Origin of the sequence: Phytoactinopolyspora alkaliphila (genome assembly GCF_010550695.1) — a bacterium.
Lineage (GTDB): Bacteria > Actinomycetota > Actinomycetes > Jiangellales > Jiangellaceae > Phytoactinopolyspora > Phytoactinopolyspora alkaliphila.
In genome coordinates, this window is the sequence record NZ_JAAGOB010000004.1 from 251,704 (window position 1) to 278,293 (window position 26,590).

General features: G+C 69.4%; 26 protein-coding genes and 2 riboswitches. Of the genes, 8 read left to right on the top strand and 18 right to left on the bottom strand.

Translation table 11 applies throughout. The annotated features are described in order from the left end of the window. Positions 1 to 13: 13 nt before the first annotated feature. From G1H11_RS09385 to G1H11_RS09400, 4 genes are all read right to left on the bottom strand, one after another. Positions 14 to 235: a hypothetical protein gene (locus G1H11_RS09385; protein WP_163818289.1), complete on the bottom strand. Its 222-nt coding sequence runs from the start codon at positions 233 to 235 to the stop codon at positions 14 to 16. An 87-nt stretch (positions 236 to 322) separates the two neighbouring features. Next, complete coding sequence (locus G1H11_RS09390; RefSeq protein ID WP_216843603.1) at positions 323 to 1,141, bottom strand: phosphatase PAP2 family protein; 819 nt, start codon at positions 1,139 to 1,141, stop codon at positions 323 to 325. Positions 1,142 to 1,369: 228 nt separating this feature from the next. Further along, the gene (locus G1H11_RS09395; protein ID WP_163818290.1) at positions 1,370 to 1,879 is read right to left on the bottom strand and encodes a DUF1990 domain-containing protein; all 510 of its coding nucleotides are present in this window, start codon (positions 1,877 to 1,879) and stop codon (positions 1,370 to 1,372) included. Between the two features lie 68 nt (positions 1,880 to 1,947). Beyond that, on the bottom strand, positions 1,948 to 3,456 hold the full coding sequence (locus G1H11_RS09400) for an MFS transporter (RefSeq protein WP_163818291.1): 1,509 nt from the start codon (positions 3,454 to 3,456) through the stop codon (positions 1,948 to 1,950). Between the two features lie 86 nt (positions 3,457 to 3,542). Between G1H11_RS09400 and G1H11_RS09405 the strand changes: the two genes are divergently transcribed. Further along, the gene (locus G1H11_RS09405; RefSeq protein ID WP_216843604.1) at positions 3,543 to 3,923 is read left to right on the top strand and encodes a MarR family winged helix-turn-helix transcriptional regulator; all 381 of its coding nucleotides are present in this window, start codon (positions 3,543 to 3,545) and stop codon (positions 3,921 to 3,923) included. A 21-nt stretch (positions 3,924 to 3,944) separates the two neighbouring features. Here G1H11_RS09405 and G1H11_RS09410 read toward each other — a convergent pair whose 3' ends face one another. Next, positions 3,945 to 6,158, bottom strand: a complete 2,214-nt coding sequence (locus tag G1H11_RS09410) for an MMPL family transporter (RefSeq protein WP_163818293.1) — start codon at positions 6,156 to 6,158, stop codon at positions 3,945 to 3,947. 142 nt (positions 6,159 to 6,300) lie between these two features. Between G1H11_RS09410 and sigJ the strand changes: the two genes are divergently transcribed. Together sigJ and G1H11_RS09420 are read left to right on the top strand one after the other, a co-directional pair. Continuing rightward, positions 6,301 to 7,236, top strand: a complete 936-nt coding sequence (gene sigJ / locus G1H11_RS09415; RefSeq protein WP_163818294.1) for an RNA polymerase sigma factor SigJ — start codon at positions 6,301 to 6,303, stop codon at positions 7,234 to 7,236. Between the two features lie 28 nt (positions 7,237 to 7,264). Beyond that, the gene (locus tag G1H11_RS09420; RefSeq protein ID WP_163818295.1) at positions 7,265 to 7,426 is read left to right on the top strand and encodes a hypothetical protein; all 162 of its coding nucleotides are present in this window, start codon (positions 7,265 to 7,267) and stop codon (positions 7,424 to 7,426) included. Here the strand turns inward: G1H11_RS09420 and cobC are convergent. The 8 genes from cobC to G1H11_RS09460 all read right to left on the bottom strand — a co-directional run bounded on the left by cobC (position 7,383) and on the right by G1H11_RS09460 (position 17,142). Further along, positions 7,383 to 8,489: an Rv2231c family histidinol phosphate aminotransferase CobC gene (cobC, locus tag G1H11_RS09425; protein WP_163818296.1), complete on the bottom strand. Its 1,107-nt coding sequence runs from the start codon at positions 8,487 to 8,489 to the stop codon at positions 7,383 to 7,385. The genes G1H11_RS09420 and cobC overlap by 44 nt on opposite strands. 43 nt (positions 8,490 to 8,532) lie before the next feature. Continuing rightward, positions 8,533 to 9,147, bottom strand: coding sequence for a cob(I)yrinic acid a,c-diamide adenosyltransferase (cobO, locus tag G1H11_RS09430; protein ID WP_163818297.1), 615 nt, complete (start codon positions 9,145 to 9,147; stop codon positions 8,533 to 8,535). Between the two features lie 2 nt (positions 9,148 to 9,149). Next, entirely contained in the window at positions 9,150 to 11,342 is a 2,193-nt protein-coding gene (locus G1H11_RS09435) for a magnesium chelatase subunit D family protein (RefSeq protein ID WP_163818298.1), read from the bottom strand. Next, complete coding sequence (locus tag G1H11_RS09440; RefSeq protein WP_163818299.1) at positions 11,339 to 12,397, bottom strand: (2Fe-2S) ferredoxin domain-containing protein; 1,059 nt, start codon at positions 12,395 to 12,397, stop codon at positions 11,339 to 11,341. Before G1H11_RS09440 ends, G1H11_RS09435 begins: the two co-directional genes overlap by 4 nt. Next, a complete protein-coding gene (locus tag G1H11_RS09445) occupies positions 12,394 to 13,170 on the bottom strand; it encodes an ABC transporter ATP-binding protein (protein WP_163818452.1) in 777 nt (258 codons plus the stop codon). The genes G1H11_RS09440 and G1H11_RS09445 overlap by 4 nt, the downstream gene beginning before the upstream one ends. Positions 13,171 to 13,247: 77 nt before the next feature. Continuing rightward, positions 13,248 to 14,393, bottom strand: coding sequence for a FecCD family ABC transporter permease (locus G1H11_RS09450; protein WP_163818300.1), 1,146 nt, complete (start codon positions 14,391 to 14,393; stop codon positions 13,248 to 13,250). Then, positions 14,390 to 15,460, bottom strand: coding sequence for an ABC transporter substrate-binding protein (locus G1H11_RS09455; RefSeq protein ID WP_163818301.1), 1,071 nt, complete (start codon positions 15,458 to 15,460; stop codon positions 14,390 to 14,392). Before G1H11_RS09455 ends, G1H11_RS09450 begins: the two co-directional genes overlap by 4 nt. A gap of 32 nt (positions 15,461 to 15,492) precedes the next feature. After that, positions 15,493 to 15,686: riboswitch (cobalamin riboswitch) on the bottom strand. 55 nt (positions 15,687 to 15,741) lie between these two features. Beyond that, a complete protein-coding gene (locus G1H11_RS09460) occupies positions 15,742 to 17,142 on the bottom strand; it encodes a cobyrinic acid a,c-diamide synthase CobB (protein WP_163818302.1) in 1,401 nt (466 codons plus the stop codon). Positions 17,143 to 17,228: 86 nt separating this feature from the next. Between G1H11_RS09460 and cbiE the strand changes: the two genes are divergently transcribed. Then, a complete protein-coding gene (cbiE, locus tag G1H11_RS09465) occupies positions 17,229 to 18,446 on the top strand; it encodes a precorrin-6y C5,15-methyltransferase (decarboxylating) subunit CbiE (protein WP_163818453.1) in 1,218 nt (405 codons plus the stop codon). After that, positions 18,443 to 19,204, top strand: a complete 762-nt coding sequence (gene cobM / locus G1H11_RS09470; protein ID WP_163818303.1) for a precorrin-4 C(11)-methyltransferase — start codon at positions 18,443 to 18,445, stop codon at positions 19,202 to 19,204. The genes cbiE and cobM overlap by 4 nt, the downstream gene beginning before the upstream one ends. A 41-nt stretch (positions 19,205 to 19,245) precedes the next feature. Here the strand turns inward: cobM and G1H11_RS09475 are convergent, their stop codons facing one another. After that, positions 19,246 to 20,334 carry a cobalt-precorrin-5B (C(1))-methyltransferase gene (locus G1H11_RS09475; protein ID WP_163818304.1) on the bottom strand — a complete coding sequence of 363 codons (1,089 nt, stop codon included), beginning with the start codon at positions 20,332 to 20,334 and terminating at the stop codon, positions 19,246 to 19,248. A gap of 29 nt (positions 20,335 to 20,363) precedes the next feature. Here G1H11_RS09475 and G1H11_RS09480 point away from each other — a divergent pair, with 29 nt between their 5' ends. After that, complete coding sequence (locus tag G1H11_RS09480; protein WP_174257512.1) at positions 20,364 to 21,185, top strand: cobalt-precorrin-6A reductase; 822 nt, start codon at positions 20,364 to 20,366, stop codon at positions 21,183 to 21,185. After that, on the top strand, positions 21,172 to 21,810 hold the full coding sequence (gene bluB / locus G1H11_RS09485) for a 5,6-dimethylbenzimidazole synthase (protein ID WP_163818305.1): 639 nt from the start codon (positions 21,172 to 21,174) through the stop codon (positions 21,808 to 21,810). Before G1H11_RS09480 ends, bluB begins: the two co-directional genes overlap by 14 nt. A gap of 213 nt (positions 21,811 to 22,023) precedes the next feature. Here the strand turns inward: bluB and G1H11_RS09490 are convergent, their stop codons facing one another. Continuing rightward, positions 22,024 to 22,443 (bottom strand): PIN domain-containing protein, encoded by a 420-nt coding sequence (locus tag G1H11_RS09490; RefSeq protein ID WP_163818306.1) that lies wholly within the window; start codon positions 22,441 to 22,443, stop codon positions 22,024 to 22,026. On the opposite strand from G1H11_RS09490, the gene G1H11_RS25705 reads away from it, so the two are divergent. After that, positions 22,442 to 22,813 carry a hypothetical protein gene (locus tag G1H11_RS25705; protein ID WP_246211155.1) on the top strand — a complete coding sequence of 124 codons (372 nt, stop codon included), beginning with the start codon at positions 22,442 to 22,444 and terminating at the stop codon, positions 22,811 to 22,813. The two genes, G1H11_RS09490 and G1H11_RS25705, sit on opposite strands and share 2 nt — an antisense overlap. On the opposite strand, the gene G1H11_RS09500 is transcribed toward G1H11_RS25705, so the two are convergent. From G1H11_RS09500 to cobG, 3 genes are read right to left on the bottom strand one after another with little or no spacing between them, the layout of a single operon-like run. Further along, entirely contained in the window at positions 22,804 to 24,342 is a 1,539-nt protein-coding gene (locus G1H11_RS09500) for a precorrin-2 C(20)-methyltransferase (RefSeq protein WP_163818308.1), read from the bottom strand. The genes G1H11_RS25705 and G1H11_RS09500 overlap by 10 nt on opposite strands. Beyond that, positions 24,339 to 24,962: a precorrin-8X methylmutase gene (locus tag G1H11_RS09505; RefSeq protein ID WP_163818309.1), complete on the bottom strand. Its 624-nt coding sequence runs from the start codon at positions 24,960 to 24,962 to the stop codon at positions 24,339 to 24,341. The genes G1H11_RS09500 and G1H11_RS09505 overlap by 4 nt, the downstream gene beginning before the upstream one ends. Position 24,963: 1 nt before the next feature. Further along, positions 24,964 to 26,220, bottom strand: a complete 1,257-nt coding sequence (gene cobG, locus G1H11_RS09510) for a precorrin-3B synthase (RefSeq protein WP_163818310.1) — start codon at positions 26,218 to 26,220, stop codon at positions 24,964 to 24,966. Positions 26,221 to 26,250: 30 nt separating this feature from the next. Then, positions 26,251 to 26,444: riboswitch (cobalamin riboswitch) on the bottom strand. Between the last annotated feature and the right edge of the window lie 146 nt (positions 26,445 to 26,590).

Genomic DNA, 26,590 nt, shown 5'->3' on the forward strand with positions numbered 1-26,590 from the left:
GGCCCTGTCCGCCTTAGAGGCGTGTGACCTTGGAGTTTGGAAGAGTGATTGTCTGCACTCCAGCCCCGAAGTCCACGTGCACCTTGTTGTCGGCGCCGAGACCGACGACCCGACCGACACCGTATCGGTCGTGGGTGAGAAGGTCATCGACGGAGAACTTCTCCACGGGAGCCTGGGAAACTTGCTGGAAGGGACTGGTGGGCAGGAATCGTCGGTTGGCCGTGCTAGAGGTCATGGTGCCAGTCTTACTCACCGGGGGCCCGTTGTGTAGTCCTCGTCACAAACTGTGCACCGGATCTTTACGTTCGGCCATGCGTCAAGGTCAGGGCCGTGTGGTCTCGGTGACGCGCCTCGAGACGTGGGGGCGGCAAGCGAACTGATGAGCGACGAGGACCGTGGCGAACACCGTGCCGGTGGTGGCGAGCACCCCGAACGCACTTCCGGTGTAGGCCCTGAGCAGGTCACCGCGTGCAGTCGCGGACCCTCCGTCGGCGACCAGGTCGGCCGTGGCCGCGAGCGCCGACGCCGACAGGAGGCCGGCGATGAACGAGGCGATACCTATCAGGCCGCCGACCAGAGTGGTCGGCACGATGGCGCGATCCGGCACGCTCGCCCGCTCGGGACTGGCCAGTGCGGTGACCATCACGGTCAGCCCCGACCACGCGAGCACTACAGTCATCGCGGCCACGACGTCGGACGGGCGGTGCCAGCCGCCGATCATGGTGGCGACACCTGTGGCCGCCGCGTAGCCCGCGGCGAGTAGCGCCACCATCGGCCGGGTCTGTCTCGGCACCACGAGAACCAGCGCGGCGGCGACGCTGGCGGCCACCGTGGTGTGCCCACTGGGCAAGGAGTTGTTCGCCGCGCCCATCGTCTCGGCGAGATCGGGCCGGTCCAGCACCACGTACTTGAGAACCTGCGTCGTCACGTTGGCGCCGCCGACGAGGACGGTCACCTGGAGCGCCAGCAGCCAACGCCGCCGGATTAGGGCGATCAATGCGGCCGCGCCGAGGACCACCACGATGAACGGGACCGACACGACATCGAGGACCGGCTCGGCCACCTTCCAGAGTGTGGAGTGGCCGATCTCCGATCCGCGGAAGGCGGCGTCGTCGACCCGCTGCCCAGTACTGGTAGTCACGAAATATCGCCAGGTCAGCCAAGTGCCGACCACGCCGGCGGCGAACATGACGAATCCGACGAGGGCGACGCCGATCCGGGGGGCTGACCTGTGCGGGCTAGGCACAAGTCCGCCGACGATGCTGGGGGACGGCGCTGCCTGCGGGCGTCCAGTTGAGGAGCTGGAGCTGATCCCTTGTGTACAGCCCACCGTCGAACGAGCCTGCGTGCATCCTTAGAGCGTAAGCAACTATTGCGGATTTGCGAGATGACGCGCGGCGTCGACATAGCGGCGAGTGGCGAACGACTGCAACGCTCGAGTCACCGGGCCGCCGATCTTCGCGTACCACGCCGCTGCGCGGCTGAAGACCGTGATGGTGAACCAGACGTCATCGTGATCGTCGATCTCCAGGATCAGCGACTCCTCGCCGCTCTCCGGGTGGCCCTGCAGGGTGCCATAGGCGAATCCGACGCGTCTGGGTTCCTCGACCGTCCAGACCACCCGGCAGGGAGCCCGGAGCCGGAGGGGGCCGATTCCCACCCCGTTGAGGAGTTCGACGCCTTCTCTGACCTCAGCTGAGGTGGAATCGACACGGATGCCGGCGCCCCGCTGGACGGCCCACGTCATCAGGCCGTGGCTCGCGGCGTCGAATGCCGCTCTGCCGTGCCCGATGCGTTCGCGGCGGCGAGCGTGGTGATAACCGGCCGGAAGGGGCTCGTGCCGGGTGGCGCCGACTTCGGCATAGGTGTACTCGCGCATACCCGTAGCTAAGCAGGTGCCGGACCGTCGCTGGCGGTCCGGCACCTGCTGACACGCTCATGTCGCGGTCAACCGGACTTGGTGGAGTCGAGCGTCAGCTCCTCCACGAGCGCCGGTGTGCCGTTCGACCCCGATGTTCCCGTGGGGCCTCGACGACCGCTCCGGTCTCGGAGAAGCGGCTGGAGGGTGACGGCAAGGCCGGCCAGGGCGATGACAGTCACCAGGATCAGGCCCGGGCGGAACTCGTCGAGCATCTGCGCTGCGGGCAGGCTTGCCTCTGTGTCGCCGGTGGCGACCACAGCCGTGGTCACGGCAAGAACCAGTGCGGCACCCACCTGCATTGACGTCTGCACCAGCCCGGCCGCCAACCCTTGCTCGGAGTCCTTCACGCCGGATGTGGCCTGGACGTTGATGGCGGGGAAGCCTAGAGCAAAGCCGGCACCGAGGAGTAGGACGCTCGGGAGAATGGCCGTGACGTACGAGGGATCGGCGTCGATCCGGAGGAACAGCACGTACCCGAGGCTCATGGCGACGAGCCCAGCGATGATCAGCCGCGGAGTGCCCCAGCGGTCGATCATCCGGCCCGCGTGCGGGGCGGTGAGCACCACCAGGACGCCTGCGGGGAGTAGTGCGAGCGCCATCTTCAACGGCGACCAGTCGAGGACATTCTGCAAATACAACGTGACGATGAACTGGAAGCTGAGGTACGAGCCGAAGAGCGCGATGATCGCGATGTTGGCGCGCACGAGCGAGCCCGCCCGGAGGATGCTCAATCTCACCAGCGGATGCGCCACCCGCCGCTCGACCAGGATGAACGCCGTGAGCAGCGCGACAGCCAGCGCGAATGGCGCCACCGTGGCCGGATGGGTCCAGCCCGTCTCCGGTGCGGAGACGACCGTGTAGACGAGCAGAAGCATGCCGCTCGTGAGGGTGGCCGCTCCGGTGAGATCGTAACCGCCGGTCTCGGCGGGCCGGTCCCGCGGAATCAGGATGATCCCCGCCACCAGTGCTGCGACCGCGATCGGGACGGGCGACAGGAACGTCCATCGCCACCCGAGCCCGGTCATCAGCCCGCCGACGATCAGGCCGGAGGAGAAGCCGCTGGCTCCGAAGACGGTGTAGATCGACAGCGCCTTGTTGCGAGCCTTGCCCTCGGCGAAGGTGGTGGTGATGATCGACAGTCCGGTAGGAGCGGTGAACGCCGCGCTGACGCCCTTGACGAAACGAGTGGCGATGAGCAGGGCTGGGTCGTTCACGATGCCACCAAGGAACGACGCCACAGCGAACACCGCCAGGGCGATCAGGAAGATCTTGCGCCTGCCGAGAAGATCCGCGGTGCGCCCGCCGAGGAGCAGGAAGCCACCGAAGCCGAGCACGTAGCCGCTGACGATCCATTGCAGGGAGGCCGTGCTCAAGCCGAGTTCAGTGCCGATGGACGGCAGGGCGACGCCGACCATGGACACGTCGAGGCCGTCGAGAAACAGCACCGTGCAGAGTACGGCCAGGATCCCCCACAGCCGTGGAGTCCATTGCTGGGCGCTCGGAGACGCAGATGGAGGGGAGGTAGTTGCAGTCACGCCGGAGACGTTACATGCAGGCGCATGAAATGCGCAAGCATTAAATGTTTGTGCATTGTTTGTCGGTTCATGTTAAAGTGCGAACCATGGCCGTGGCACCGGAACGTGAGCTGGTGAACCAGTGGCGTGACCTTGCCACCTGCTACAACAAGACCGCGGCCGCGCTGGACCGGGAGCTGCAGGAACAGCACGGCATGGGTCTGAGCGAGTTCGAAGCCCTGGACCGTCTCGTCGAATCGGGCGAGGAGAAGGTCAGGATGCATCAGCTGGCCTCGGACATGTACCTCAGCCAGAGTGCGTTGTCGCGCACGGTCGCCCGGCTGGAGAGGTCGGGCCTGGTCGAACGGGCAATCTGCTATGACGATCGGCGCAGCGTCTTCGTCCGGCTCACGGAGACAGGCAGCGTACGCCACGGGCAGGCCCGGGACACCCACCGGCACGTCCTGGCCGACCACCTCGACCGGTGACGCGGCGCCCGGCGGTCGCGCCTACGCGGTCTTCACCAGTTCTGTCTCAGCGGGGGAGTCATCGCCCTCGCGCAGACCGAATCGAGCATGAACCCGACGTAGGGGTGCCGGGGCCCACCAGGTGACGCGGCCGCCGAGCCTCATCGTCGCGGGCAGGAGTGCGCCGCGGATCAAGGTAGCGTCGAGCAGCACCGCCAGCGGCAGGCCAACGCCGAAGGCCTTCATCAAGGTGATCTCCGAGAACAGGAAGGCCAAAAAGACGATGGAGATCAGCACGGCCGCGGCCGTGACGATGCGCCCGATCCGCTCCAGGCCGGTCGCCACCGCGGTCACATTGTCGCCGGTTCGCTCGTACTCTTCGCGGATTCGGGAAAGCATGAACACCTGGTAGTCCATGGCAAGTCCGAACGCGATCGCGAAGAGCATGACCGGGATGGTGCCCGCAAGACTCCCGGTCGCCACGAAATCGCCGAACCACCCGGAGAGGTTTCCGTCCTGGAAGATCCACACCAGCGCTCCGAACGTGGCGGTCAGGCTCAGGCCGCTGAGGAACAGCGCCAGGAAAGGCAACAGCACACTGCCGGTGAGCAGGAACAGCAGGATCACCATGGAGATCCCCAGCGCTCCGAGGCTGTAGGGCAGCCATCGCAGGAGGGAGTCGTTGCCGTCGACGGTGACTGCCGCGAGACCGCCCACCAGCACGTCGAACGGAGCCGGCGTCGCTCGGAGGTCACGCACGAGCTGCTGGGCGTCCTCCGCGGCGCCGGCTGCCGGAACCACCGAGAGGTACAGGGCGCCATCCCGGGCGAACCGGGTGTGCTGCGGCCCCGCCGGCATCACCTCCACCCCCTTGGCGTAGGTGCCCGTGATGGTGTCGACATGTGACACATGCGGCAATGCCGACAGCTCGGCCGCGTACTCGGCCACCGTCTCCGGGGCGCCCGAGCGGGGCGCCACCACCTGCAGAGGGTTCTGTTCGCCGGACTCGAATTCGGTGCGTACGGTATCGGCGACCTGCCGTGACTGCGCGGACGCGGGCATGGTCCGCTCGTCGACCTCGCCGAGCTTCAGGTTGAGAAACGGGCTACCCAGGAGAAGCAAGAAGAGGACGACGACCGTGGCGACGGGGACCGGCCGCCTCATGACGAGAACTGCCAGCCGGTGCCAGAAGCCTTCCTCCGTGGCGCCGTCGGCGCCGTCCGGCCGACGACGCCCCAGCCGCGCCCGGCCGACCCGCCGGCCGAAGACCGAGAGTAGGGCGGGCAGAAGGGTGAGGGAGGCGGCACCGGCGACCAGTGCGGTGGCGATTCCGGCGTAGCTGACCGAGCGCAGCGCACCCAGCGGGAACCAGATGAGCGCGGAGAGCGCGATGGCCACCGTCACGGCGGAGAACACGATGGTGCGCCCGGCCGTCCGCATGGTCGCCGCGATGGCGTCTGATGTGCTCTTCCCGGCTCGCAGCTCCTCCCGGAAGCGGTTGACCATGAGGAGGCTGTAGTCGATGGCCAACCCCATGCCGAGGAGTGTGACCACGTTCGTGGCCAGAACCGACAGATCCGTCAGATCGGCCAGTACCCACATCACCCCCATGCCCGTCAGGACCGTGACCAGCGCCACCGCCAGCGGCAGAAGCGCCGCGACCACACTTCCGAAGATCAGCACCAGGGCGATGAGGGTGATCGGAAAGACGATCATCTCGGCCGCGATGATGTCGCGCTCACTCTGTTCGGTCAACTCGTGCTCGAACATCGCATAGCCGCCGATGCGTACGTCCAGTTCCCCCTGATCTCCCTCGTAGACCGGGATCAGTTTGCTCAGGCGCTGGTCCACCTCGGTCGGATCGCCCTCGATCGTGGCGAGCACCAGTGCCTTGCCTGCATCGGTACTGCGCAGCTGGTCCGGTTGGCCAGCTGACCAATAGGAGGTCACATCCGACAACCCTGGCTCGGCGGCCAGCCGCTCGGTCAACGCGGTGCCGGCCCGCACCGCGCCAGGCTCGTCGACCGTGTCCGGGGCGGTGATCATGAGCACCAGATTGGGAGGTCGGTGCCCGAGCTTGTCCTGAAGGAGATCCGCGGCTGCTCCCGACTCCGCGCCCGGATCGTCCCAGCCGCCTGCCGAGAGCTTGCTGAATAGCGTCGACCCGGCCGAACCGCCGAGAAGAGCGATGATGACAGCGGTGACCAGCACCGCGCGCCGACGGTGCACCACAAGACGTGTCAGTTTCTTGACCATGCATCCAAGAGCCGGCCGGCGCCGGGAATGTGACATCGACGTCGTTGTCTGCGGCCCATGTCACATTCGGGCCGTTCCAGGCGTCGTGGGAGCGTGGGGCACAGAAGGACCCGGTGCCCATTGGCAGGCAAGGAGATCTGGGATGGACGAGATGCCACCGAAGGACGACGACGCGCTCGACGCGGCCACGCGCGACCTCGCCGAGCACCGTGAACTCCTCTTCTCGATCGGATACAACATCCTCGGAACGGTCGCCGACACTGAGGACGTCCTCCAGGAAACCTGGCTGTCCTGGGCGGGAGCGGACCGGGCCTCCGTGGACAATGTGCGGGCCTACCTGGTGCGGATAACGGTCAACGAGGCGATGTCGCGGTTACGCCGGATGCGGCGCATGCGCGAGACGTATGTGGGGCCGTGGCTACCGGAGCCGCTGATCTCGGCCGGCGACGCCTCCGACGAGGCGGTACGGACGGAGTCGGTCTCGATCGCCCTGATGGTCGTGCTCGAGACGCTGACTCCGCTGGAGCGGGCGGTCTTCGTACTGCGGGAGGCGTTCGGATATGGGCATCCTGAGATCGCGGAGATCCTGGGCCGCTCACCGGCGGCCGTGCGACAGCTCGCCCACCGCGCCCGCGAACACGTGCACGCCAGACGGCCGAGAACAGAGGTCGACGAGGGCTCGCGCCGAGCGGTCACGGAGCGGTTCCTCGCCGCTGCCGCCGGTGGTGACCTGACCGCGTTGATGGACGTGCTTGCTCCGGACGTGGAGCTGCGCACAGACACCGGAGGCAAGGTTCGCGCGGCTCGTCAGGTGATGGTGGGGCGGGACAAGGTCGCCAGGCTGTTCGCCTCGGACAGGGTGTTCGGAGAGCTGTCCGAGCTCACCGTGGGTCACGTCGTGGTCAACGGGGAGCCGGCCGTCGCGCTGTTGCATCCGGACGGAAGCCTGCATTCGGTGGGGGTCATCGAGGTCAGTGAAGACGGCCGGCACGTGTGCGGAATCTATGGGGTGATCAACCCGGACAAGCTACGCCGGATCGCCGGCCGCGTGTGGTCCACCAGCGGCGGTGCTGTTTGACGCCGTTTCCGCGGGGAATGTGTCCTACATGACTGATGCCGTCACCGGCTACGGCGGCGCGCTGATCGTCGCCGTGGTCTTGGGCGTGGGATTGGCGTTCGCCACGAACACCACGGTGGGAGGGGTAGCTGGCCTGGCCGGAGGGCTCAGCTGGCTGGGGCTTCACCTGCTGGCCCGCCACCGGAGGTGAGGCAGGCAGATAGGACGCTGAGGAACGATGCCAACGTGGATCGGTCGCGCAGCGCGATCCGGAACCAGTCCTGGCCGAGGCCCGGGAACGTGTCGCCACGCCGCACAGCCCAGCCGGCGTCCCGCAACCGATGCCGCAGACCGTCGTCGTCGGGGAACCTGACCAGGACGAACGGCGCCCGCGGAGCCGACACCACCTCGCCCCCGAACTGCCGGAGTTCGGCAGCGAGCCACGCCCTCACCGGCTCGTCCGCGCGGGCCGTCCGCTCGGCCTCGGCGAGTGCCGAGGGCTCCAGGCATGCTTGGATCGCCTCCACCGCCAGGCTCGACACCGACCACGGTGGCTGAACGTCCCGGAACCTCTCGATGGCGTCAGCCGGCCCCAGTATGTAACCCGCGCGAATCCCGGCGAGGCCCCACGTCTTGGTCAGGCTGCGCAGCACGACGAGCCCTGGCAGGTCGCGCCGGTCCGCCACGGACTCGGCCTCCCCGGGCACAGCGTCCATGAAAGCCTCATCGACCACGACGATCCGGCCCGGGCGGGTCAGGCGCTCGATGGATCGTGCCGGGTGTAGTACAGATGTCGGATTGGTGGGGTTACCGACGACGACCAGGTCCGCGTCGCCTGGGACGATGCTGGGGTCCAGCACGAAGCCGTCAGCCGCCGATAGGACCACGCGTTCGACGGTGTGCCGCGCTGTTGTGAGCGCCACCTCAGGTTCGGTGAACTGCGGATGTACGACGACGGCCCGCTGGACATCGGCGCCCGGGCGGAAGGCGCGGGCGATCAGGGTGAACGCCTCGGCCCCGCCGGCCGCCGGCAGTACCTCGTCGGCTGGACGGCCGTGCCGTACCGCGATCGCCTCGGCGGCGGGCTTCGCGTCGGGATATGCCGCGACGTCGTCGACCGTGGCGCGCAGGCGGTCGCGCAGCCACGGCGGTGGCATGCCGGCGCGGACGTTGACCGCGAGGTCGATCAGGCCGGCGGCCGCGTCCCGGTCCCCATGGTGCCGCAGGTCCGGCCCCGGCGCCGCCCTCGTTGTGTCCTGCGAACTGTGGCTCATGGCGCTCGGGTCGCAGGACACAACGGTGCGTACAGCCGGCGTGTCACCACTCGATGCCACGCTGGCCCTTCTGCCCGGCGTCCATCGGGTGCTTCACCTTGGCGGTCTCCATCACCAGGTCAGCCGCCTCGATCAACGCCGGGTGCGCGTGCCGTCCGGTAATGACGACGTGCTGGTGCCCCGGCCGGTTGGTGAGCACCTCCACCACCTCCGTGACGTCGACCCACCCCCAATGGATCGGGTAGGTGAACTCGTCGAGGACGTACAGCCCATGCCGCTGGTCGGCGATGCGGGCGGCGATCTCCCGCCATCCTTCGGCGGCTGCGGCGGCGTGGTCGTCCTCGCTGCCCTTCTTCCGGCTCCAGGACCAGCCTTCGCCCATCTTGTGCCATTCGACCGGGCCACCCTCACCCGTCTGCTCGTGCAACCGGCCGAGAGCCTTGAACGCACCTTCCTCCCCGACGCGCCACTTCGCGGACTTGACGAACTGGAACACGCCGATGTTCCAGCCCTGGTTCCAGCCGCGCAGCGCCAGGCCGAACGCGGCGGTGGACTTTCCCTTCATGTCGCCGGTATGCACGATCACCAATGGACGGTTGCGCCGCTGGCGGGTGGTGAGCCCGTCCTGCGGGACTGCCGTGGGTTGACCTTGGGGCATGGTTATGCGGCCCTCCGTTGGGTTGAGCGTTCGCGGACCGTGGAGGTCAACGTCGTCGCCGTCGCACCGGCCGCGACGCCGTCGAGGACGAGGTGCTCGGCACCGAGGCCTGTGGCAAGCGAGGCCGCCAAGCCGAGGCGGACAGGGCCGGACTCACAGTCGACCACCACTGCCGTGCCACGGGTGCGATGCAGTTCCCGCGCGAGCACGGCCCCGGCATGGTGGGACCGAGCGACGGCGTTCTTGCCTGCGGTCGCCCGGCCATCGGTCACGACGACGACGAGCGGGCGGCGACGGGAATCGCGCACGCTCTCCAGGGCGACCACTCGGGCGGTCTCGGCCAGCCCTTCGGCCAGCGGGGTCCGCCCGCCCGTGGGCATCGACTCGAGCCGGGACGCGGCCGCGTCCACGCTGGTGGTCGGGGGCAGCGCGAGCGTCGCGTCGTAGCCCCGGAACGTGACCAGGCCGACCTTGTCCCGCCGCTGATACGCGTCAAGCAGCAGGGACAGGATGGCCGTCTTCACCTCCCGCATCCGGGCCTTCGCACCCATCGACCCGGACGCGTCCACGCTGAACAGCACCAGGTTGCCCTCCCGGCCCTCACGGACCGCCAGCCGAACATCCTCCCGGCGCAGCCGCACCACCGTCCCGGCCCGCGTCCGAGCTCTCTCGGCCGCCGCCTCGGCAGCCACGGCCCGGCGGCGAGCCTGGTGTGGAGCCGCGGCCATCAACGTGGCCATCAGGTGCGGACTTCCGGTCTCGCCCTCCTTGGGGCGGCGGGCGCCGATAGTGCGCCCACTGCTGGTGATGGCGCGCGAACGACGACCCTGCGCGCCCGCGCCCTGACCGGACACGGTCAGCAGCCGGGCCCGGTAAGGCGTCGCCGCCGTCTGGACGTCGTCACCGGGTGGTCTCCGGCCGGGAGCGTCGTCGCCGGAAGCCGGGGCGGTCTCCCCGGCACGGGGCGCCACGGAGGGCGATGGCTGGGATGCCGATGGCGCCTCGCCGGCGGACGTGCCGGCCGATTCGGGTGACGCCGAGTCCGCCGCGCCGGGATCAGCCCCGGCGAGCGAGCTGTCCCGGTCCGAGCCCGGGCCGGAATCGTCCGGGCCGCTGCCGGGATCGTCTCCCGGGCCGTCCCCGCCGGTGCCGTCGGGCCCTGGGCCGGGGTCGGGGTCGTCAGGAGAGAAATCCTCGAGGACCTGCTCCAGTTGCTCGTCGTCCAGGCCGGGCGAGTCGAACGGGTTGCGCCGGCGGCGGTGCGGAAGCGCCAGCCGGGCAGCCGCACGCACGTCCTCCGTCTCGACGACTGTCCGCCCCGACCAGGCGGCGTGGGCAATCGCCGTCTGGGCCGTGACCAGGTCGGCACGCATCCCGTCCACCTCGAACGCCGCGCACACCTCGGTGATCTGGCGCAACGCCGCGTCGGTGAGGACGACGTCGCCCAACCGCTCCCGGGCGGCCGCGATCCGTTCGGCGAGGCGTCGCTCGTCGTCGGCGAAGCGCGCCGCGAAACCGGCGGCGTCGGCCTCGTAGGCCAGCCGGGATCGGACGACGTCGGCCCGGACGCCCGGATCGCGACTGGCCGCGACCTCGACCGTCAAGCCGAAGCGGTCCAGCAGCTGGGGACGGAGTTCGCCCTCCTCGGGGTTCATGGTGCCGACCATGACGAACCGCGCCGCGTGGGAGACCGAGACGTTCTCCCGCTCCACCTTGGCCCGGCCCATCGCAGCCGCGTCCAGGAGGACGTCGACGAGGTGGTCATGCAGCAGATTGACCTCGTCGACGTAGAGAATGCCCCGGTGCGCGGCGGCGAGAAGCCCGGGCTCAAAGGCGGTGACACCTTCGGTAAGCGCCCGCTCCAGGTGGATCGAGCCGAGCACCCGGTCCTCCGATGCGCCCACCGGCAGTTCCACCAGCCGGGCCGGGCGCGCGAGCGAATCGTCGCCGTCGTCGTGTGGCCCGTCCGGGCACTCCGGGTCCGGGCTCTTCGGCGCGCATGAGAATCGGCAGCCCGCCACTACGTCGACGGCGGGCAGTAGACCGGCCAGCGCCCGGACCATGGTGGACTTCGCGGTGCCCTTCTCGCCACGGACCAGCACACCGCCAGTCGCGGGCGACACCGCCGACAGCACCAGGGCAAGGCGCAGGTCCTCCATGCCGACGACGGCCGTGAACGGGTAACCAGAACTCATATGTCCTCCGGGGTCGTGTAAGAGATGGCAGGCGACGGGTCCAGGGCGCCCGACGACGTGGTACCGCGGGTCGTCCGCAGCTCGCGGACGACGACGCCACGGTGCAGATGTTCGTCGACGATTCGGTCCACTCCGCCGGAATCCACCGACGTGTACCAGACGTCGTCGGGCTGCACCACGACGATCGGGCCGAGATTGCACGGAACCAGGCAGCCCGTGTTGGTGACCAGCACCTCCTCGTAGCTCACCGGACCGGCCTGCAGCTTCGCTGCCAGCGCCTGGGCGACGAGCGCGCTGCCGTGCGCCGAACACCTCGGACCCCGGCAGATCAGCACATGATGGCGGTGCCCGCCGATGGTCGACCAGTTCGGGCTCCGGAAGGAGGCCGGTGAATCGGTGACCGGTTGGCTAGGCGTCGTCATGGCGGCGACCAGCGCGTCAAGCATCGGCTCGGTCTCGCTCACCCCGACGCCGATACGCACCTCCGGCAGGAAGGACACGCATCGCCGCTCAGGTCTGTTGGTCGCGCTCGGTTTCTCGCTTGCTTCGCGGGCGATGCTCGTTCCTCGCGTCGACCGCTGCGCTCGCTCGTCGCCTCGCCGCTGAGGTCTGTTGGTCGCGCTCGGTTTCTCGCTTGCTTCGCGGGCGATGCTCGTTCCTCGCGTCGACCGCTGCGCTCGCTCGTCGCCTCGCCGCTCAGGTCTGTTGGTCGCGCTCGGCTTCTCGCTTGCTTCGCGGGCGATGCTCGTTCCTCGCGTCGACCGCTGCGCTCGCTCGTCGCCTCGCCGCTCAGTCCAATGCGCGGCCGCTTTGCCGACCCACGTCTCCAAGTAGCGGTCGCGAGGTACCTGAACGGGCAGGACGAGAACCTCGGTGGCGCCGTCGGCGTGGCACTCGTCCAGCGCGTCGTGCAAGGATTCCTCGCCGTGGTCGAGCAGCGCGGACCGCACGATGTCGCCGGTGCGCTCGCGCAGCCGCACCGCCAGCCGGCTCAGCGCACGTTCCGCGGCCGGAGCGCCAAGGGCTCGACCCACCAGCACGATCTGTCTCGTCATGACGGCACCACCACGCCCGGCGGATGGAACGTCAGCAGCGGCCGTCCCGTCTCGGGATGCCTCCCGACGTCGGCCCGGACGTCGAACACGTCCATGAGCAGCTCCGGCGTCAGGACGTCGTGCGGTGCACCGCCGGCCACGACCCGGCCTTCCCGGAGGACCACCAGATGGTCGCAGTACATGGCCGCCAGGTTCAGGTCGTGCAGCGCGGCGAACGTGGTCAGGCCGGCCCGTTGCACCAGTGCCAGCAGGGACAGCGCGTGCGCGATGTCCAGATGGTTGGTCGGCTCGTCCAGCACCAGCAGCGCCGGCCGCTGGGTCAGTGCCCTGGCCAGATGAACCCGCTGCTTCTCTCCGCCGGACAGGGTGTTCCAGCGCCGGCTGGCGAACTCGGCCATATTGACCTGCGCCAGCGCCTCGAACGCGAGTCGCCGGTCCTGTTCGGAGTCGCTTTGCAGGGCGGAGCGGTACGGGGTGCGGCCGAGGAGGACCACGTCCAGCACGCTCACGTCGAGATCCGTCCCAGCGTGCTGCTCCACCACCGCCAGTCTTCTCGCCAGGTCACGGCGTCGCAGCCGGGCGAGGTCGCTGCCGTCGAGATGGACGGCGCCGCGGTCGGCCCGGGCGAGCCGTGCGACCGCCCGCAGCAGAGTCGTCTTCCCGGAGCCGTTCGGGCCGAGAAGGCCGGTGATCTTGCCGTGCGGCGCGTGCAGCACGATGCCGTCGATGATCACGGTGCCCTTGATGGACCAGCTCAGCTCGTGCACCTTCAAGCCGGCGCGGTCGTGTCCGTCGTCGCGATCCGACGCCGCTCCCGGGACCGGGCCCGTGTGGCGGACTGCCCGGGTAATCACGCTCTCACCTGCCGCTTACGCAGAATCCAGATGAAGGCCGGCACCCCGATGATCGCGGTGACCACGCCGACCGGGAGTTCACGAGGTTCGAACGCCGTGCGTGCCACCGTGTCGACCCACAAGAGAAACACCCCGCCCAGAACGGTGGAAAGGGGCAGGACGAGGCGGTGGTCCGGCCCGACCAGGAACCGCACCGCATGGGGAAGGAGCAGCCCGACGAAGCCGATAGCGCCGCTGACCGCCACGAGCACGCCGGTGAGCAGCGCGCATGCAATGAGCAACGTCCACCGGATCCGGTTGACGTCGACGCCCAGCGAGGCGGCCGCGTCGTCGCCGAACGTAAACGCGTTGAGGGCGCGGGCGTTCCACAGCCACAGAAGCAGCGCGACGACGAGAACGACGGCGGCGATGCGCATGGACGACCATCGGGACGCCGCCAGCGACCCGGACAACCAGAACTGCGCGTCCTGGGTGGCGTGCGGGTCCGCCACCCAGAGGATCACGAACGAGGTGACGGCGCCGCAAAGCTGCCCGATGGCCACCCCGGCGAGGATCATCCGGACCGGTGTCAGCGTCCCGGAACGCTGGCCGATGGTGAGCACCAGAACGAACGCGATCAGGGCCCCGGCGAACGCACCGGCCGAGACGCCGAACAGGCCGGAGCCGAGCCCGGCGACGATCACCAGGACCGCGCCGAGCGAGGCGCCGGACGAGATGCCGAGCAGATACGGGTCAGCCATCGGATTGCGGGTCAGGGTCTGCATGATCGCGCCGACGACGGCCAGCCCGGCACCCACCACCACGGCGCCGAGTGCCCGCGGGAAGCGCATCTCCCAGATCACATCGGCACGGATGGGGCTGGGGGGCTGCCCCCCGAGTCCGATCACATCGACCTGCAGGAAGGACAGTCCCAAGCGGTCGCTGACCACTGTCCACACTTCCCGGACCGAGATGTCCGCCTGTCCGATCGTGACTGCGACCAGGACTGATCCCACGAGCAGCGCCACCGCGGCGACGATGATCCCGACGGTGCGGACAACGTGCCGACCCGCCGGCGCGTCGGAGGCCACCGATCCGATGCTGGACGTTCCCACAGGTTTCGCCGCCGGATCGAGTACAGCGTCGGGCGACCCGACCGTCATTCGTCAGCCAGTTCGCGGGCCGCGTCGGCGAGCACGCCAACGGTGGTGACCGTCTGGATCCCTGGAACGGTGCTGTGGAAGGGCAGCGGCACGATCGCGCCCTCGCGCACGGCCCGTAGCTGGCTCAGCGTGGGGTCCGAGTTGATGAAGTCCAGCTTTGTGTCGAGATCGCCGTCACCGAAGTCCGCGATGACGATCAGGTCCGGATCCCTTTCCACCACCTGTTCCCAGCTGGCGTCCGCCCAATGACCGGGCAGGTCGGCGAAGGCGTTCTCGAAGCCGACGGCATCGATGATCATCCCGGGCGCGCCGCAGCATCCACCGACGAAGGGGGTGTCGGTCTTCATATCCCACCAGAACACCGACATCGGGGGCAGGTTCTCCAGCGACGCGAGGGTCTGTGCCAGCTGTTCACGCTGGCCCTCGACGAACTCGGCAGCCCGGTCCTGGACGCCGAAGACCTCACCCATCTGCTCGATCTCGGACCAGATCTCCTCGATCGTCAACGGCTGGCTCTCGTCGCGGTTCTCGCAGCGGCCATGGGAGAGGAACGTCGGGATTCCCAACTCGTGGAACGTCTCCCGGCTGCCGATTCCGGTGTCGCGAAAAGCACTCGGATACGCGGAGTAGAGAAAGTCGGGCTCGGTGTTCAGCAGCGCCTCAGCGCTGGGATAGTCCTTCTCGACCAGGACGTCGAGCGCGTGGAAGTCGTCCGTCACCGAGGGGTCCGCGGACTCATCGGGTGCGCCGGCAACGGCCGTGATGCGGTCCCGCAGTCCGAGTGCGAGCAGGATTTCGGTCGCGGGCCGGTTCAGCGTCACCACGCGTTCCGGGGGAGCGTCGAACGTGAGCTGCGTGCCACAGTTCTCGACTGTCACCGGCCACTCGGCGCTCGCCTGAGCCGCGTCGTCGGCGCTCGTATCTGAGCTGTCGCCTGCCGCCCTGACGGCGCCGGCTGCCGGGTCTCCGTCTGATCCGCAGCCGGCGACGGCGAGCGCGGCACTGACGAGTAAAGGTAAGGCACGGATTCGCCCGGATCGGGCATCGGCACGTGCAGATACGGCCATTGAAGGACCGCCTTCCATCACCTCGTGGAATCGGGCTATCTCGTGCCGTGGCCGGTCTCCTGGCTGACGGGGTGACGTCGTCCGGCCTGCCTTCCCAGGCAGCGTGTGCTGCCCAGTGGCTTCCCTTCCAGTGGAAGGGGGACGGCCGGGGACTACCCGATCACAGTGGCGAGGGCCGCTCCGGTACTACACCGGATTCCCGAACACCACGGCAGCCAACACTGTACCGGGTGCGGTCGGGCGCCTCCGCGTTGCGTCCTGCAAGGCGAGCATTCTGAGCCTCAGAATGCAGGACGTTGCGGCGCGGGCGAGCGGCGGGCGGCGTCGGCGAAACGCTGCGCCATGTGGGGATGGCCGGCCCAGTGTATGTGCAGGTAAGACGCGAGCAGACCCGGGCCGGCGAATCCCTCGGCGCCCGCGTCCATCTCCCACGCGGGGACCTCACCGTGCCGCGGCGTCACCTCGGTGCGGTGGAACTCGTGCCCGGTGACCTGTTCACCGCTGTGTGCGAGGACGTGGTCGCCGGCGGCGGTCGCGGTGCGATAGCCGAGGATGCGCCGCTCGGTCATGGCCGCGGTGGCGTCCAGCACCCCGGTCATAGCCAGGCCGTCGAGCTGGCGGCACAGGTAGGTCAGCCCCGCGCACTCTGCCACCACCGGCATGGTCCGGGCTGCTTCGGCTACCTGTGTGCGCAACGCCGCGTTGGCGGACAACGCTTCCGCATGTACCTCCGGGAACCCACCGCCGAAGTACAGTCCGGCGCACTCGTCCGGCAGAGCCTCGTCGGAGAGCGGATCGACGTCGACGACGTCTGCCCCCGCGGCGGCCAGCAGTTCGACGTTCTCCGTGTAGCGGAAGGTGAACGCCTGACCGGCGGCAGCCGCGATCACCGTCCTCGGGCCTTCCCGGTACCTGCCGCCCAGGGCCGCGGCTGGGTTCCAGGGTTTTCCCGTCACCGGCGGCGCGGCGGCGGCCACCCGCACCACGGCCTCCAGATCCACGCCGTCGGCGATCCAGCTTCGCAGCCGGGCGAGCATCTCGTCCGCGGCCGCACGGCGTTCACCGGCGGGGACCAGACCCAGATGCCGGCTGGGAACCTGAAGCTCAGCCGACCTGCGCAATGCGCCCAGCACAGGTACGCCGGTGCCCTCGACGGCGGAGCGCAGCTCGGTCTCGTGCCGGTCCGAGCCGACCTTGTTGAGGATCACCCCCGCGATGGAGACCCCCGGATCGAACGTGGCGAATCCGTGCACCACGGCGGCGACACTGCGGCCGGCCGCACTCGCGTCGACGACAAGGATCACCGGCGATCCGGTGAGCTGGGCCACGTGCGCCGTCGATGCGAACCCATCTGTGCCGAGTGCTCCGTCGAACAGCCCCAGCACGCCCTCGATGACGGCGATGTCGGCCGGCCGGAAGGCGAGCGCGCCATGGAGCAGCAGCGGAACGATGCGCTCCTCACCCTGCAGGTGCGGGTCGAGGTTGCGCGGCGCGCGGCCGGTGGCCAGTGCGTGGTAGCTCGGGTCGATGTAGTCAGGCCCGACCTTGTGCCCGGACACTTCGACGCCGCGCTCCCGCAGTGCCGTCATCAGGCCCATGGCCACGGTGGTCTTGCCGTGACCGGAAGCGGGCGCGGCGACTACCAGGCGGGGAAGGCGGAAGTTTCGTGGGGCGAGGGCCATGTCGACCAGTGTGCCGGACGGGCTACGGTGTGGCCGTGAGCAGCCCGTCCGATCCCGTTCGAGAGACGCCGCCTGCCGGGCGCGAGATGATCACGGTGGTCGGTATCGGCGCAGATGGGTGGGACGGCCTGCCCGAACGTGTGCGTTCCGTCGTCGCCGCGGCGGACGTCGTCGTCGGTGGCGCGCGCCACCTCGGCATGATCCCGAGCGTCGATGTGAGGAAGGTCTCGTGGCCCAAGCCGTTCCGGGACGGCCTGAGTGAGCTGTTCGAGCGACTGCGGGGTAGGCGTGTCGTGGTTCTCGCCAGTGGCGACCCGCTGGTCAGCGGCGTGGGAACCACCCTGGTCGATCTCCTCGGGAGCGACGGGGTGCGTGTTCTCCCGGCCGTCTCGTCGGTGGCGCTCGCCCGGGCGCGGCTCGGATGGGCGGCGGAGCGATGTGAGACGGTCAGCGTGGTTGGCCGCAATGTGCACCGGGTCAGCCGGGCATTGGCGCCTGGTCGCCGCCTGCTGGTGCTCAGTTCCGACGCCGGCACTCCCACTGCGCTCGCGGTCGTGCTCGCGGAGCGCGGCTACGGCCGGAGCCGGATGATCGTCCTGGAGAATCTCGGCGGGAAGGAGGAGCGTCGCGTGGACGGAATCGCCGGCCGCTGGGCGGAGCCTCCGGGTGCGGCCCTCAACGTGGTGGCGATCGACTGCCGGCTCGACCCCAGCGCGCGTTCGCTCGCGGCCTCGCCGGGCCTTCCCGACGACGCCTTTGACCACGACGGCCAGCTCACCAAGCGTGATCTTCGGGCGAGCGCCCTTGGCAGGCTTGCGCCGATGCCCGGCCAGCTGCTGTGGGACGTCGGCGCCGGCTCAGGCAGCGTGGCGATCGAGTGGATGCGCGTTCATCCGGCCAATCGCGCCGTGGCGATCGAGGCGGATCCGGCGCGCGCGGCTCGGATCGGCCGCAATGCGGAGCGTCTCGGTGTCCCCGATCTGCGTGTTGTGACGGGCACAGCGCCGGACGCCCTCGGCGGACTGGAGCCGGACGTGACCAAGCCGGATGCGATCTTCGTGGGCGGCGGTGTGAGCCGAGAGGGTGTTCTGCCGGCTTGCGTGGCTGCACTGGCGACGGGTGGGCGGCTGGTGGCACACGCCGTCACACTCGAGGCCGAGATGGCGCTGGCCCGGGCATACGAGTCACACGGCGGTGAGCTCACCCGGCACTCGGTCGAGCGTGCGTCTCCGCTGGGCGGCTTCACCGGGTGGCAGCCGGCGCGCACGCTGACGCAATGGAACCTGATCAAGGAGAGCACGTGACCGTCTATTTCATCGGAGCCGGGCCGGGTGCGGCTGACCTCATCACGGTGCGGGGCCGCGACCTCCTCGCCAGCTGCCGGGTCTGCCTCTATCCGGGCAGCCTGACACCGGTCGAACTGCTGGAACACTGCCCCGACGGAGCCCGGCTGGTGGACACGGCGGATCTCACGCTCGACCAGATCATCGACGAACAGGTGGCCGCTCATGCCCGCGGCGACGACGTGGCGCGGCTCACGTCCGGCGACCCGTCGGTTTACAGCGTCATGGCGGAACAGATGCGCCGGCTCGACGCGGCGGGCGTCCCGTACGACGTCGTCCCCGGTGTCCCCGCGTTCGCCGCTGCCGCCGCAGTGCTGAAACGGGAGCTGACGGTGCCGACCGTGGGACAGAGCGTGGTCCTGACGCGCGCCCAGGCTCGCTCCACCTCGATGCCGGCGGGGGAGAAGCTGGCGAACTTTGCCGCCACCGGCACGACGCTCGCGCTGCACCTGGCCGTCAACCGGATCGAGCAGGTGGTGGAGGAGTTGTTGCCGCACTACGGGCCGCACTGCCCGGTGGCGGTGGTGGCACAGGCCAGCCAGCCTTCTGAGCACGTGGTGCGTACGACGCTCGCGGAGGTCGTGGACCAGGTGCGGGCGGCCGGTATCACTCGGGCGGCGGTGATCTTCGTCGGCCCGGTGCTGGCGGCCGAGGGCTTTCCGGACAGTTTCCTGTACTCCTCGGACCGTGACCGGTCCACGCAGCCCGCGTCGCTGTGATCTGGTTCGACGCCGGGGACGGTGTCGGCGTGCGCGGTCGTTCAGGCCTGGCCGACCACCGTGCCGGCCCGATCCACGACCACCACATCGACGGCTACCTCGGACCCGCGCAGAACCTGAGCGGCGGTCTGAAGCGCCCGGGCGGCGATCAAGGTCCCCAGGTCGACGTCTTCGCGGCGCGCGATTTCCAGGGCATGGATGGCCGTGTTCGCCTCCGCGATGCGGGCGGCCAGCTCGGGACGGCTGCCGTCGTCGACGAGATCGGCGAGCAGCTGGAAGTCGACCTGCGACCGTTTGGAATGCAGATCGAGGTGCCCGGCGGCCAGCTTGGACAGCTTGGCGAAGCCGCCGGCAAGGGTCAGTCTCGGTATCGGATGCCGCCTCAGATACTTCAGCACGGCACCGGCGAAGTCGCCCATGTCGAGCAGCGCACTGTCGGGCAGGTGGTACATCTCCTGTGCAACCCGCTCAGAGGTGCTTCCGGTCGCTGCGGCCACGTGCGTGATGCCGGTGGCACGGGCCACGTCCACACCCCGGCGGATGCTGTCGATCCATGCCGAACACGAGTACGGCACCACCACGCCGGTGGTCCCCAGCACGGACAGCCCTCCCACGATCCCCAGTCTGGGGTTCCACGTCTGCCGGGCCATCTCTTCGCCGTGGGGAATGGAGATCTCGACGACGACGTCCCCAGTGCTGCCGTGTTCTGCGGCCACGCGCTTCACGGCATCCTGGATCAGCCGGCGCGGGACGGGATTGATCGCCGGTTCGCCGACCGGGACGGGAAGCCCGGGCTTGGTCACTGTGCCGACTCCCTCACCGGCCTGGAAGACGACGCCGCTCCCGGGTGCACCGGTGTGCACGGTGGAGACGACCAGCGCGCCGTGGGTGACGTCGGGGTCGTCGCCGGCATCCTTGACCACGCCAGCGCTGGCGTGGGTCCGGTCGGCGTGGAGCCGTTCCGTGGCCAGCGCGAACGACGGTCGCTTGCCTTTGGGCAGGACGACCTCGACCGGGTCGGGAAATTCACCGGTGAGCAGCGCCGTGTAGGCGGCCGTGGTGGCCGCTGTGGCGCAAGCACCCGTGGTCCAGCCGTACCGCAGGCCGGCACCGGTCGTCTCCGTCGTCATGGCCCCGCCATTGTCCCAGGTAGGGGCGGATGAATGTGAATGGTGGGCCGGAGCAAGGACCGATCGTGATCCTGGGTGGCACGGCGGAGGCACGCGCGCTCGCATCCACGCTGGTGGGCTCCGGCATGAGTGTGGTGTCGTCGCTCGCCGGCCGGGTGAGTGAACCGAAGCTGCCTGCGGGTGAGGTGCGCATCGGCGGATTCGGCGGCGCGGCCGGGTTGGCGACGTGGCTGGAGTCCGGGCGCGTCGCAGGCGTGGTGGATGCAACCCACCCGTTCGCCGAGCGGATCAGCGCGTCGGCGGTGACGGCGGCGGATGCGGCCGGCGTGCCGCTGCTGCGATTGGAGCGGCCCGGCTGGAAAGAGGCCGACGGCGAGGCGTGGACGTGGGCGGAATCCCTCGAAGATGCCGCACGCATGGTGGAGGGCCCCGGCCGGCGAGTGTTCCTGACCACGGGCCGGCAAGGGCTGGCGGCATTCGCCCGGGTGACCACGTCGTCGTTCCTGATCCGCTGCGTGGATCCACCAGAGCCACCGCTCCCGCCCCGGGCGGAGGTCCTGCTGGACCGGGGCCCGTACACGGTGGGCGGAGAGCTGGAGCTGATGCGTGCTCATCGCATCGACCTCCTGGTGACCAAGGACAGCGGAGGAACCATGACGGCGGCGAAGCTCGAAGCCGCCCGCCGGCTCGGCGTGCCGGTGATCGTGGTGCGCCGTCCGTCGCGTCCGGATGCGCCCACGGTGGAAACGGTCGACGACGCCGTGCGGTGGGTGCGGAGTCTGCGGCCCGCCGCGACTGAGCTGAACGAGCACGACGAGCAACAGGAGACGAGAACCCATGCCCAGCCTTGACCCCGCCCTGGACGCCTTCTACGACGTGGTGCGGCGGCGCCGCGATGTGCGAGGCGAGTTCACCGGCGAGCCGATCGACGCCGATGTGCTCGACCGCGTGCTCGGCGCCGCGCATGCCGCGCCGAGCGTGGGATTGAGCCAGCCGTGGGACTTCGTCCTGGTCCGGGACGAGGCGACTCGCAAGGAGTTCCGCGAGCACGTCATGGCCGAGCGGGAGGTCTTCGCCAGCACGCTGAGCGGCGAACGAGGCGGCACCTTCGCCAAGATCAAGATCGAGGGCATCCTGGAGTCGAGCCTCGGCGTCGTCGTCACCTACGATCCGTCCCGGGGATCACCGGATGTCCTGGGGAGGCACGCGATCGCCGACGCCGGACTGTACTCGGTGTGCCTGGCCATTCAGAACCTCTGGCTGTCGGCCACCGCGGAAGGGCTCGGCGTGGGCTGGGTCAGCTTCTACCGAGAGGAGTTCCTGTCGGCTCTGGTGGGTTTGCCAGAGGGGATCCGGCCGATCGCGTGGCTGTGCCTCGGCCCGGTGAGCGAGCTGGCCACCGCGCCGGACCTGGAGCGGCACGGCTGGCGTCGTCGTCGTCCGCTGGCGGAAGCCGTCCACCACGACCGCTGGTGATCGATCGGCTCCCTGCTTCGCGGCCATGTGGATGCGGGTTGGTCGCTCAGCTGTGGGGGCACGCGGAAGCTCGTGGTCGCACGGATAAGGCACGTGGAAGCACGATGTCGCCAGGGTGCCGTGTGGAAGCTCGTGGTCGTTGGCTGTGGGCACGTGGAGCTCGTGGTCGCTGCGCTGTGGGCACGTGGAAGCATGCGGCGCGGCGCTCACGGCCTAGCGGGGTTCCTTGGTCCAGTCGTCGACGGTGAGCCCAGCCACCCGAGCGAATTCGCGGCTGCTGCCAGTGATCAAGGTGTACTCGTTGCGTGCCGCCTGACCTGCGATGAGCACGTCGTAAGGTCCGATGGGAGTTCCCACTGCGCCGAGTTCTGCACGGATGAGACCAGCGCGAGCGGCGTCGAGCTCATCGAACTCGGCGATGTGGATCGGACCGTAGAGAAAGTCCGCGAGACGCTCGGTGTTGTCTGTGACGTCGCGGCTCCTCGACACGCCGTACCACAGCTCGAACAGGCTGATCGACGAGAGATAGACGTCGTCACCGGATGCGGCTGCTCTCCGGTAGTGGGACCGCACGGCCGCCGGCCGATCGCGAATCAACGCGATCGCGATGTTCGTATCGATCAGGATTGACATGCCTGAGCCGTGGTCACCACGAGGGTGGATCGTGTGGCATATCGGGTTGTTCTCGTCCGTCTGGCAGGAACTTGCGGTCCCCGTGTCGGTCAAGGGCCGCGAACCACTCGTCGACGTCGGTGATCATAGGTTCGAGCAAGATGCCGCGCCCTACTCGACGGACACGCACCTGGTCTGTCTCGACCCGGAACGCTTTGGGCAGGCGGACCGCTTGGCTCCGGCCGTGCATGAAAACCTTCGCGACGGCGGTGGAGCCGGCTACGGAACTGGTCATGCGTCATCAACCCCAGACCTGATGGTAGATACCAAAAGTGTATATCACGTCCTGATGGTGACGCTGATGACGACAGGAGGCGCAGTTCAGCCGTAGCTGCGGGGGGTCCAGACTGCGTTCGAGCCGTCCGGCCGCGCGGTTATCCGCGTCTGGGATGAGCCGATGATCAGCAGACAGCGCATGTCCACCTGGTCGGCGTCGAACGTGGCGAGCGTGGTCACGGTGATCGATTCCTCGTTGCCGCCGACGTCCCTGGCGATGACCACCGGCGTCTCCGGAGTCCGGTGTCTGAGCAGTGTGGCGCGGGTGAGCTCCAGCTGCTCCCGGCGGCTGCGCGACGCCGGGTTGTACAGCGCCAGTACCAGGTCCGCGGCACCCGCGGCGTCGAGCCGGCGCTCGATGATCTCCCACGGCTTGAGCCGGTCCGACAGGGACAGCACACAGTAGTCGTGGCCGAGCGGCGCGCCGGCGCGTGATGCCGCCGCCTGGGCGGCGGTCAGTCCCGGAACCACTCGGACGGCGACGCCCTCCCACCGGGTGTCCTCCGACTGCTCGAGGACGGCGGAAGCCATCGCGAAGACCCCCGGATCGCCGGAGGACACCACGGCCACCCGGGCACCGCCCGCCGCGAGCGCGAGAGCCTGGACCGCCCGGTCCGCCTCGACCCGGTTCCCAGAACTGTGCCGCTGCTGGCCAGGACGTACCGGGATGCGGGAGACGTACGGTCCGTACCCGACGATGTGTTCCGCCGAGGCCAGCTCCCGTTCCGCCTCCGGCGTCAGCCACTCGGGGCCTGCCGGGCCGAGCCCGATGACGACGACCTCTCCGGCGGGGCGCTCAGCGCTGTCACCGGCTGCGTCGTCGCCGCTCCGCTGCCGGCCAGAGATCCTCGACGTGTAGGCGGGACTCGGGACCACGGCCAGGGAGAAGTAGGGGACACTGTCCGGGTCGACGTCGGCGAGCCGCTCCACCCGCTGTTCGCCCCATGTGGCCCGCTCGACGTAGAAGGCTTCGTCCAGTCTTCCCGCCTCCGCCAGCGCGTCCCGCACGGAGGAGAACGTCCGGCCGAGCTTGAGGATGGCCGCGGCATCGGTCTCGGCCAGCCGCATCGCCAGTTCGGGCGCGGGCAAGGTGCCGGGAAGCACGGTCAGCGCTTCCTCGTGCTGGACCAGCGGACGGCCCAGCTCCGCCGACGCTGCCGTCATCGAGGTCACGCCGGGTATCGCATGGGCCTCGTACCGGTCGCTGAGCCGTTCGTGCATGTGCATGTACGAGCCGTAGAAGAACGGGTCACCGGCGCACAGCAGCGCCACGTCCCGCCCCGCGTCGAGGTGCTCGGCCAGCCGTTTGGCGGCGTGTTCGTAGAACTCCGCGATGGCGCCGTCGTAGCCGCCGGGATGCCGGGTGCTCTCGGTGGTGACCGGATAGACCAGCTGCTCCTCGATCTGGCCTGCCTGCAGATAGGGCTGCGCGATCGAGCGCGCGATGCTGGGGCGATTCCGGGCACTGTGGTAGGCGACGACGTCGGCCTGGCTGATCAGGCGGGCCGCCTTGACCGTCACCAGCTCCGGATCGCCGGGGCCCAGGCCGACGCCCCAGAGCGTTCCTGGCTTGGGTGTCGTCATTCTTCCTCCTGCGCTAGAGCGTTGACGGCAGCGGTGGCGATAGCGCTGCCGCCGCGCCGGCCGTGGACCGTGAGGTACGGGACGGAAGCGCGCTTCACCAGTTCTTCCTTCGACTCCACCGCGCCGACGAAGCCCACCGGGACCCCGATGATGGCGGCCGGCGGTGCGACTCCCTCGTCGAGCAGCTCGAACAGCCGGAACAGAGCCGTCGGCGCGTTGCCGATAGCCACCACCGAGCCTGGGAGGCGGTCCCGCCAGAGCTCGAGTGCGGCGGCGCTGCGGGTGGTGCCCTGCTGCTCGGCCAGGGCAGGGACACGTGGATCGTCGAGCGTGCAGACCACCTCGTTCCGGGCAGGCAGCCGACGGCGGGTGATGCCGCTCGCGATCATCTTCGCGTCGGTGAGAATCGGCGCCCCGGCCCGCAGCGCCGACCGTCCGGCCTCCACGACGTCGGCGGAGAAGGCGAGATCGTCGACGAGGTCGACCATGCCGCAGGCGTGGATCATCCGGACCGCCACCGTCGCGATGTCGGCCGGGAGCTCGTCGAGGCGAGCTTCGGCGCGGATCATGGCGAACGACCGCCGGTAGATCTCCGCGCCGTCGCGGACGTACTCGTGCATGTCATTCCTTCCCGGGCGACGGTGTCGCCGCCGGATCTGCGCGGGCGTTCCCCGCCTCGGCAATGGCAGCCGCCAGGTGATCGGCCGCTACCACGGCGTTGTCCACCGCGTAGCCCTCAGTGGTGGCGACGACGTCGACATGCGGCGTTCGTGGCCGTCCGCATCGGCGTGCGCAGCCGGACACGTGGATCGCGGCGCCGGGCGGGAGAAGGGGGATCAGCCGGCGAGTGTCAGCCCGGACGTCGGAGGCGGAGGACGCACACCCGGGCAGGCCGATGCACGCCGACACCCCGAGAGAGCGGTCGGCCGGGTCAACGACGAGTCCCGCCGCGGTCAGTGCCTCCGGCGCCGACCGTGCGCCCGAGGTGCTCAAGCCCGGCAGGATGACAGACCGCCACGGCGTGATCAGCACAGGACGCGGTGCGAGTTGGGCCAGCGTCCGGAGCTGCTCAGCGGTGAGGGTCCCCAGAACTGTGCCGGCGACGGCGGCCCACGCGGGCTCCGCGTCATGCGGCCACACGCCGACGGCCGGCGGTGCGCCCTGAGGGAAAGCGGCCGTCGGTGCCGTTCGGGCGACCGCGCCGCCGAGGCGGGCGGCCAGCGTGTCGGCGAGCATCCGTGGACCGTCGGCGAGCTCGTGAAGATGCCAGGCGTCGCCGGACACGGTTTCACGTGAATCAAGGAACACAAGCGCGGCCTCGGTCATGACGCTGGCCGCTTGGTGCGGCTGAACCCGCAGGCCGGTGTCGACTCCAGCAGCCAGGAGTGCACCGACGTTCTCCCCTAGAGCGCGCCAGCCCAGATCGAGCGCCTCCGGGCGAAGATCGCCGCGACCGTCGTCGAGCCCGAACTGGAAACGGCCTGACAGCTCGGCAAGTCTCGGTTCGCGGCACACCGCGTCGTCGAGAGCCGCAATGATGGGCCGGATGTCGATGATCCCGCCGGCCACGCCGCTCAGCGGCGACGCCAGAATGTTGCGAACCCGTTCGTGTGCCGGCGACGGCAGCATGCCCGCGGCGGCGAGCCGCTCCGCGAGCTTCGCCGGATCCGCCACGCCGCGTAGCTGGACGTTGGCTCGCGATGTCAGGTGCAGGCTGCCGTCACCGAGCTGCTCTGACCAGTGGGCGAGCACTCCCAGCTGTTCAGTGGTGATCCTCCCGCCGGGCACCCGGACGCGGGCGAGTGGTCCGTCGGCCGCCAGATGCGTGGTGAGTGTGCCGGGGCAGGCATCGGCCCGATTACGAACGACGCGGGCCATGGGCACCGCCTTCCATCACCTCGTGGAATCGGGCTATCTCGTGCCGTGGCCGGTCTCCTGGCTGACGGGGTGACGTCGTCCGGCCTGCCTTCCCAGGCAGCGTGTGCTGCCCAGTGGCTTCCCTTCCAGTGGAAGGGGGACGGCCGGGGACTACCCGATCACAGTGGCGAGGGCCGCTCCGGTACTACACCGGATTCCCGAACACCACGGCAGCCAACACTGTACCGGGCGCGGCTGTTGCGTCCTGCAGGGTGTGCGCTCGGGGCCACGATCCGCAGGACGCTGCGCGGGAGATCAGTGCAATCCCTATGCGGGGCACGGCTCGTACAACCGGCGATCGGCCGCTCCGGCACGGAGCGGGTCAAGCCCC

Coding starts and splice junctions, on each gene's coding strand:
- G1H11_RS09385 (WP_163818289.1), bottom strand. CDS start 235: ATGACCTCTAGCACGGCCAACCGACGATTCCTGCCCACCAGTCCCTTC.
- G1H11_RS09395 (WP_163818290.1), bottom strand. CDS start 1,879: ATGCGCGAGTACACCTATGCCGAAGTCGGCGCCACCCGGCACGAGCCC.
- G1H11_RS09405 (WP_216843604.1), top strand. CDS start 3,543: ATGGCCGTGGCACCGGAACGTGAGCTGGTGAACCAGTGGCGTGACCTT.
- G1H11_RS09410 (WP_163818293.1), bottom strand. CDS start 6,158: ATGGTCAAGAAACTGACACGTCTTGTGGTGCACCGTCGGCGCGCGGTG.
- sigJ (WP_163818294.1), top strand. CDS start 6,301: ATGGACGAGATGCCACCGAAGGACGACGACGCGCTCGACGCGGCCACG.
- G1H11_RS09420 (WP_163818295.1), top strand. CDS start 7,265: ATGACTGATGCCGTCACCGGCTACGGCGGCGCGCTGATCGTCGCCGTG.
- cobC (WP_163818296.1), bottom strand. CDS start 8,489: ATGAGCCACAGTTCGCAGGACACAACGAGGGCGGCGCCGGGGCCGGAC.
- cobO (WP_163818297.1), bottom strand. CDS start 9,147: ATGCCCCAAGGTCAACCCACGGCAGTCCCGCAGGACGGGCTCACCACC.
- G1H11_RS09435 (WP_163818298.1), bottom strand. CDS start 11,342: ATGAGTTCTGGTTACCCGTTCACGGCCGTCGTCGGCATGGAGGACCTG.
- G1H11_RS09440 (WP_163818299.1), bottom strand. CDS start 12,397: ATGACGAGACAGATCGTGCTGGTGGGTCGAGCCCTTGGCGCTCCGGCC.
- G1H11_RS09450 (WP_163818300.1), bottom strand. CDS start 14,393: ATGACGGTCGGGTCGCCCGACGCTGTACTCGATCCGGCGGCGAAACCT.
- G1H11_RS09455 (WP_163818301.1), bottom strand. CDS start 15,460: ATGGCCGTATCTGCACGTGCCGATGCCCGATCCGGGCGAATCCGTGCC.
- G1H11_RS09460 (WP_163818302.1), bottom strand. CDS start 17,142: ATGGCCCTCGCCCCACGAAACTTCCGCCTTCCCCGCCTGGTAGTCGCC.
- cbiE (WP_163818453.1), top strand. CDS start 17,229: ATGATCACGGTGGTCGGTATCGGCGCAGATGGGTGGGACGGCCTGCCC.
- G1H11_RS09475 (WP_163818304.1), bottom strand. CDS start 20,334: ATGACGACGGAGACGACCGGTGCCGGCCTGCGGTACGGCTGGACCACG.
- G1H11_RS09480 (WP_174257512.1), top strand. CDS start 20,364: ATGAATGTGAATGGTGGGCCGGAGCAAGGACCGATCGTGATCCTGGGT.
- bluB (WP_163818305.1), top strand. CDS start 21,172: ATGCCCAGCCTTGACCCCGCCCTGGACGCCTTCTACGACGTGGTGCGG.
- G1H11_RS25705 (WP_246211155.1), top strand. CDS start 22,442: ATGCCTGAGCCGTGGTCACCACGAGGGTGGATCGTGTGGCATATCGGG.
- G1H11_RS09490 (WP_163818306.1), bottom strand. CDS start 22,443: ATGTCAATCCTGATCGATACGAACATCGCGATCGCGTTGATTCGCGAT.
- G1H11_RS09500 (WP_163818308.1), bottom strand. CDS start 24,342: ATGACGACACCCAAGCCAGGAACGCTCTGGGGCGTCGGCCTGGGCCCC.
- G1H11_RS09505 (WP_163818309.1), bottom strand. CDS start 24,962: ATGCACGAGTACGTCCGCGACGGCGCGGAGATCTACCGGCGGTCGTTC.
- cobG (WP_163818310.1), bottom strand. CDS start 26,220: ATGGCCCGCGTCGTTCGTAATCGGGCCGATGCCTGCCCCGGCACACTC.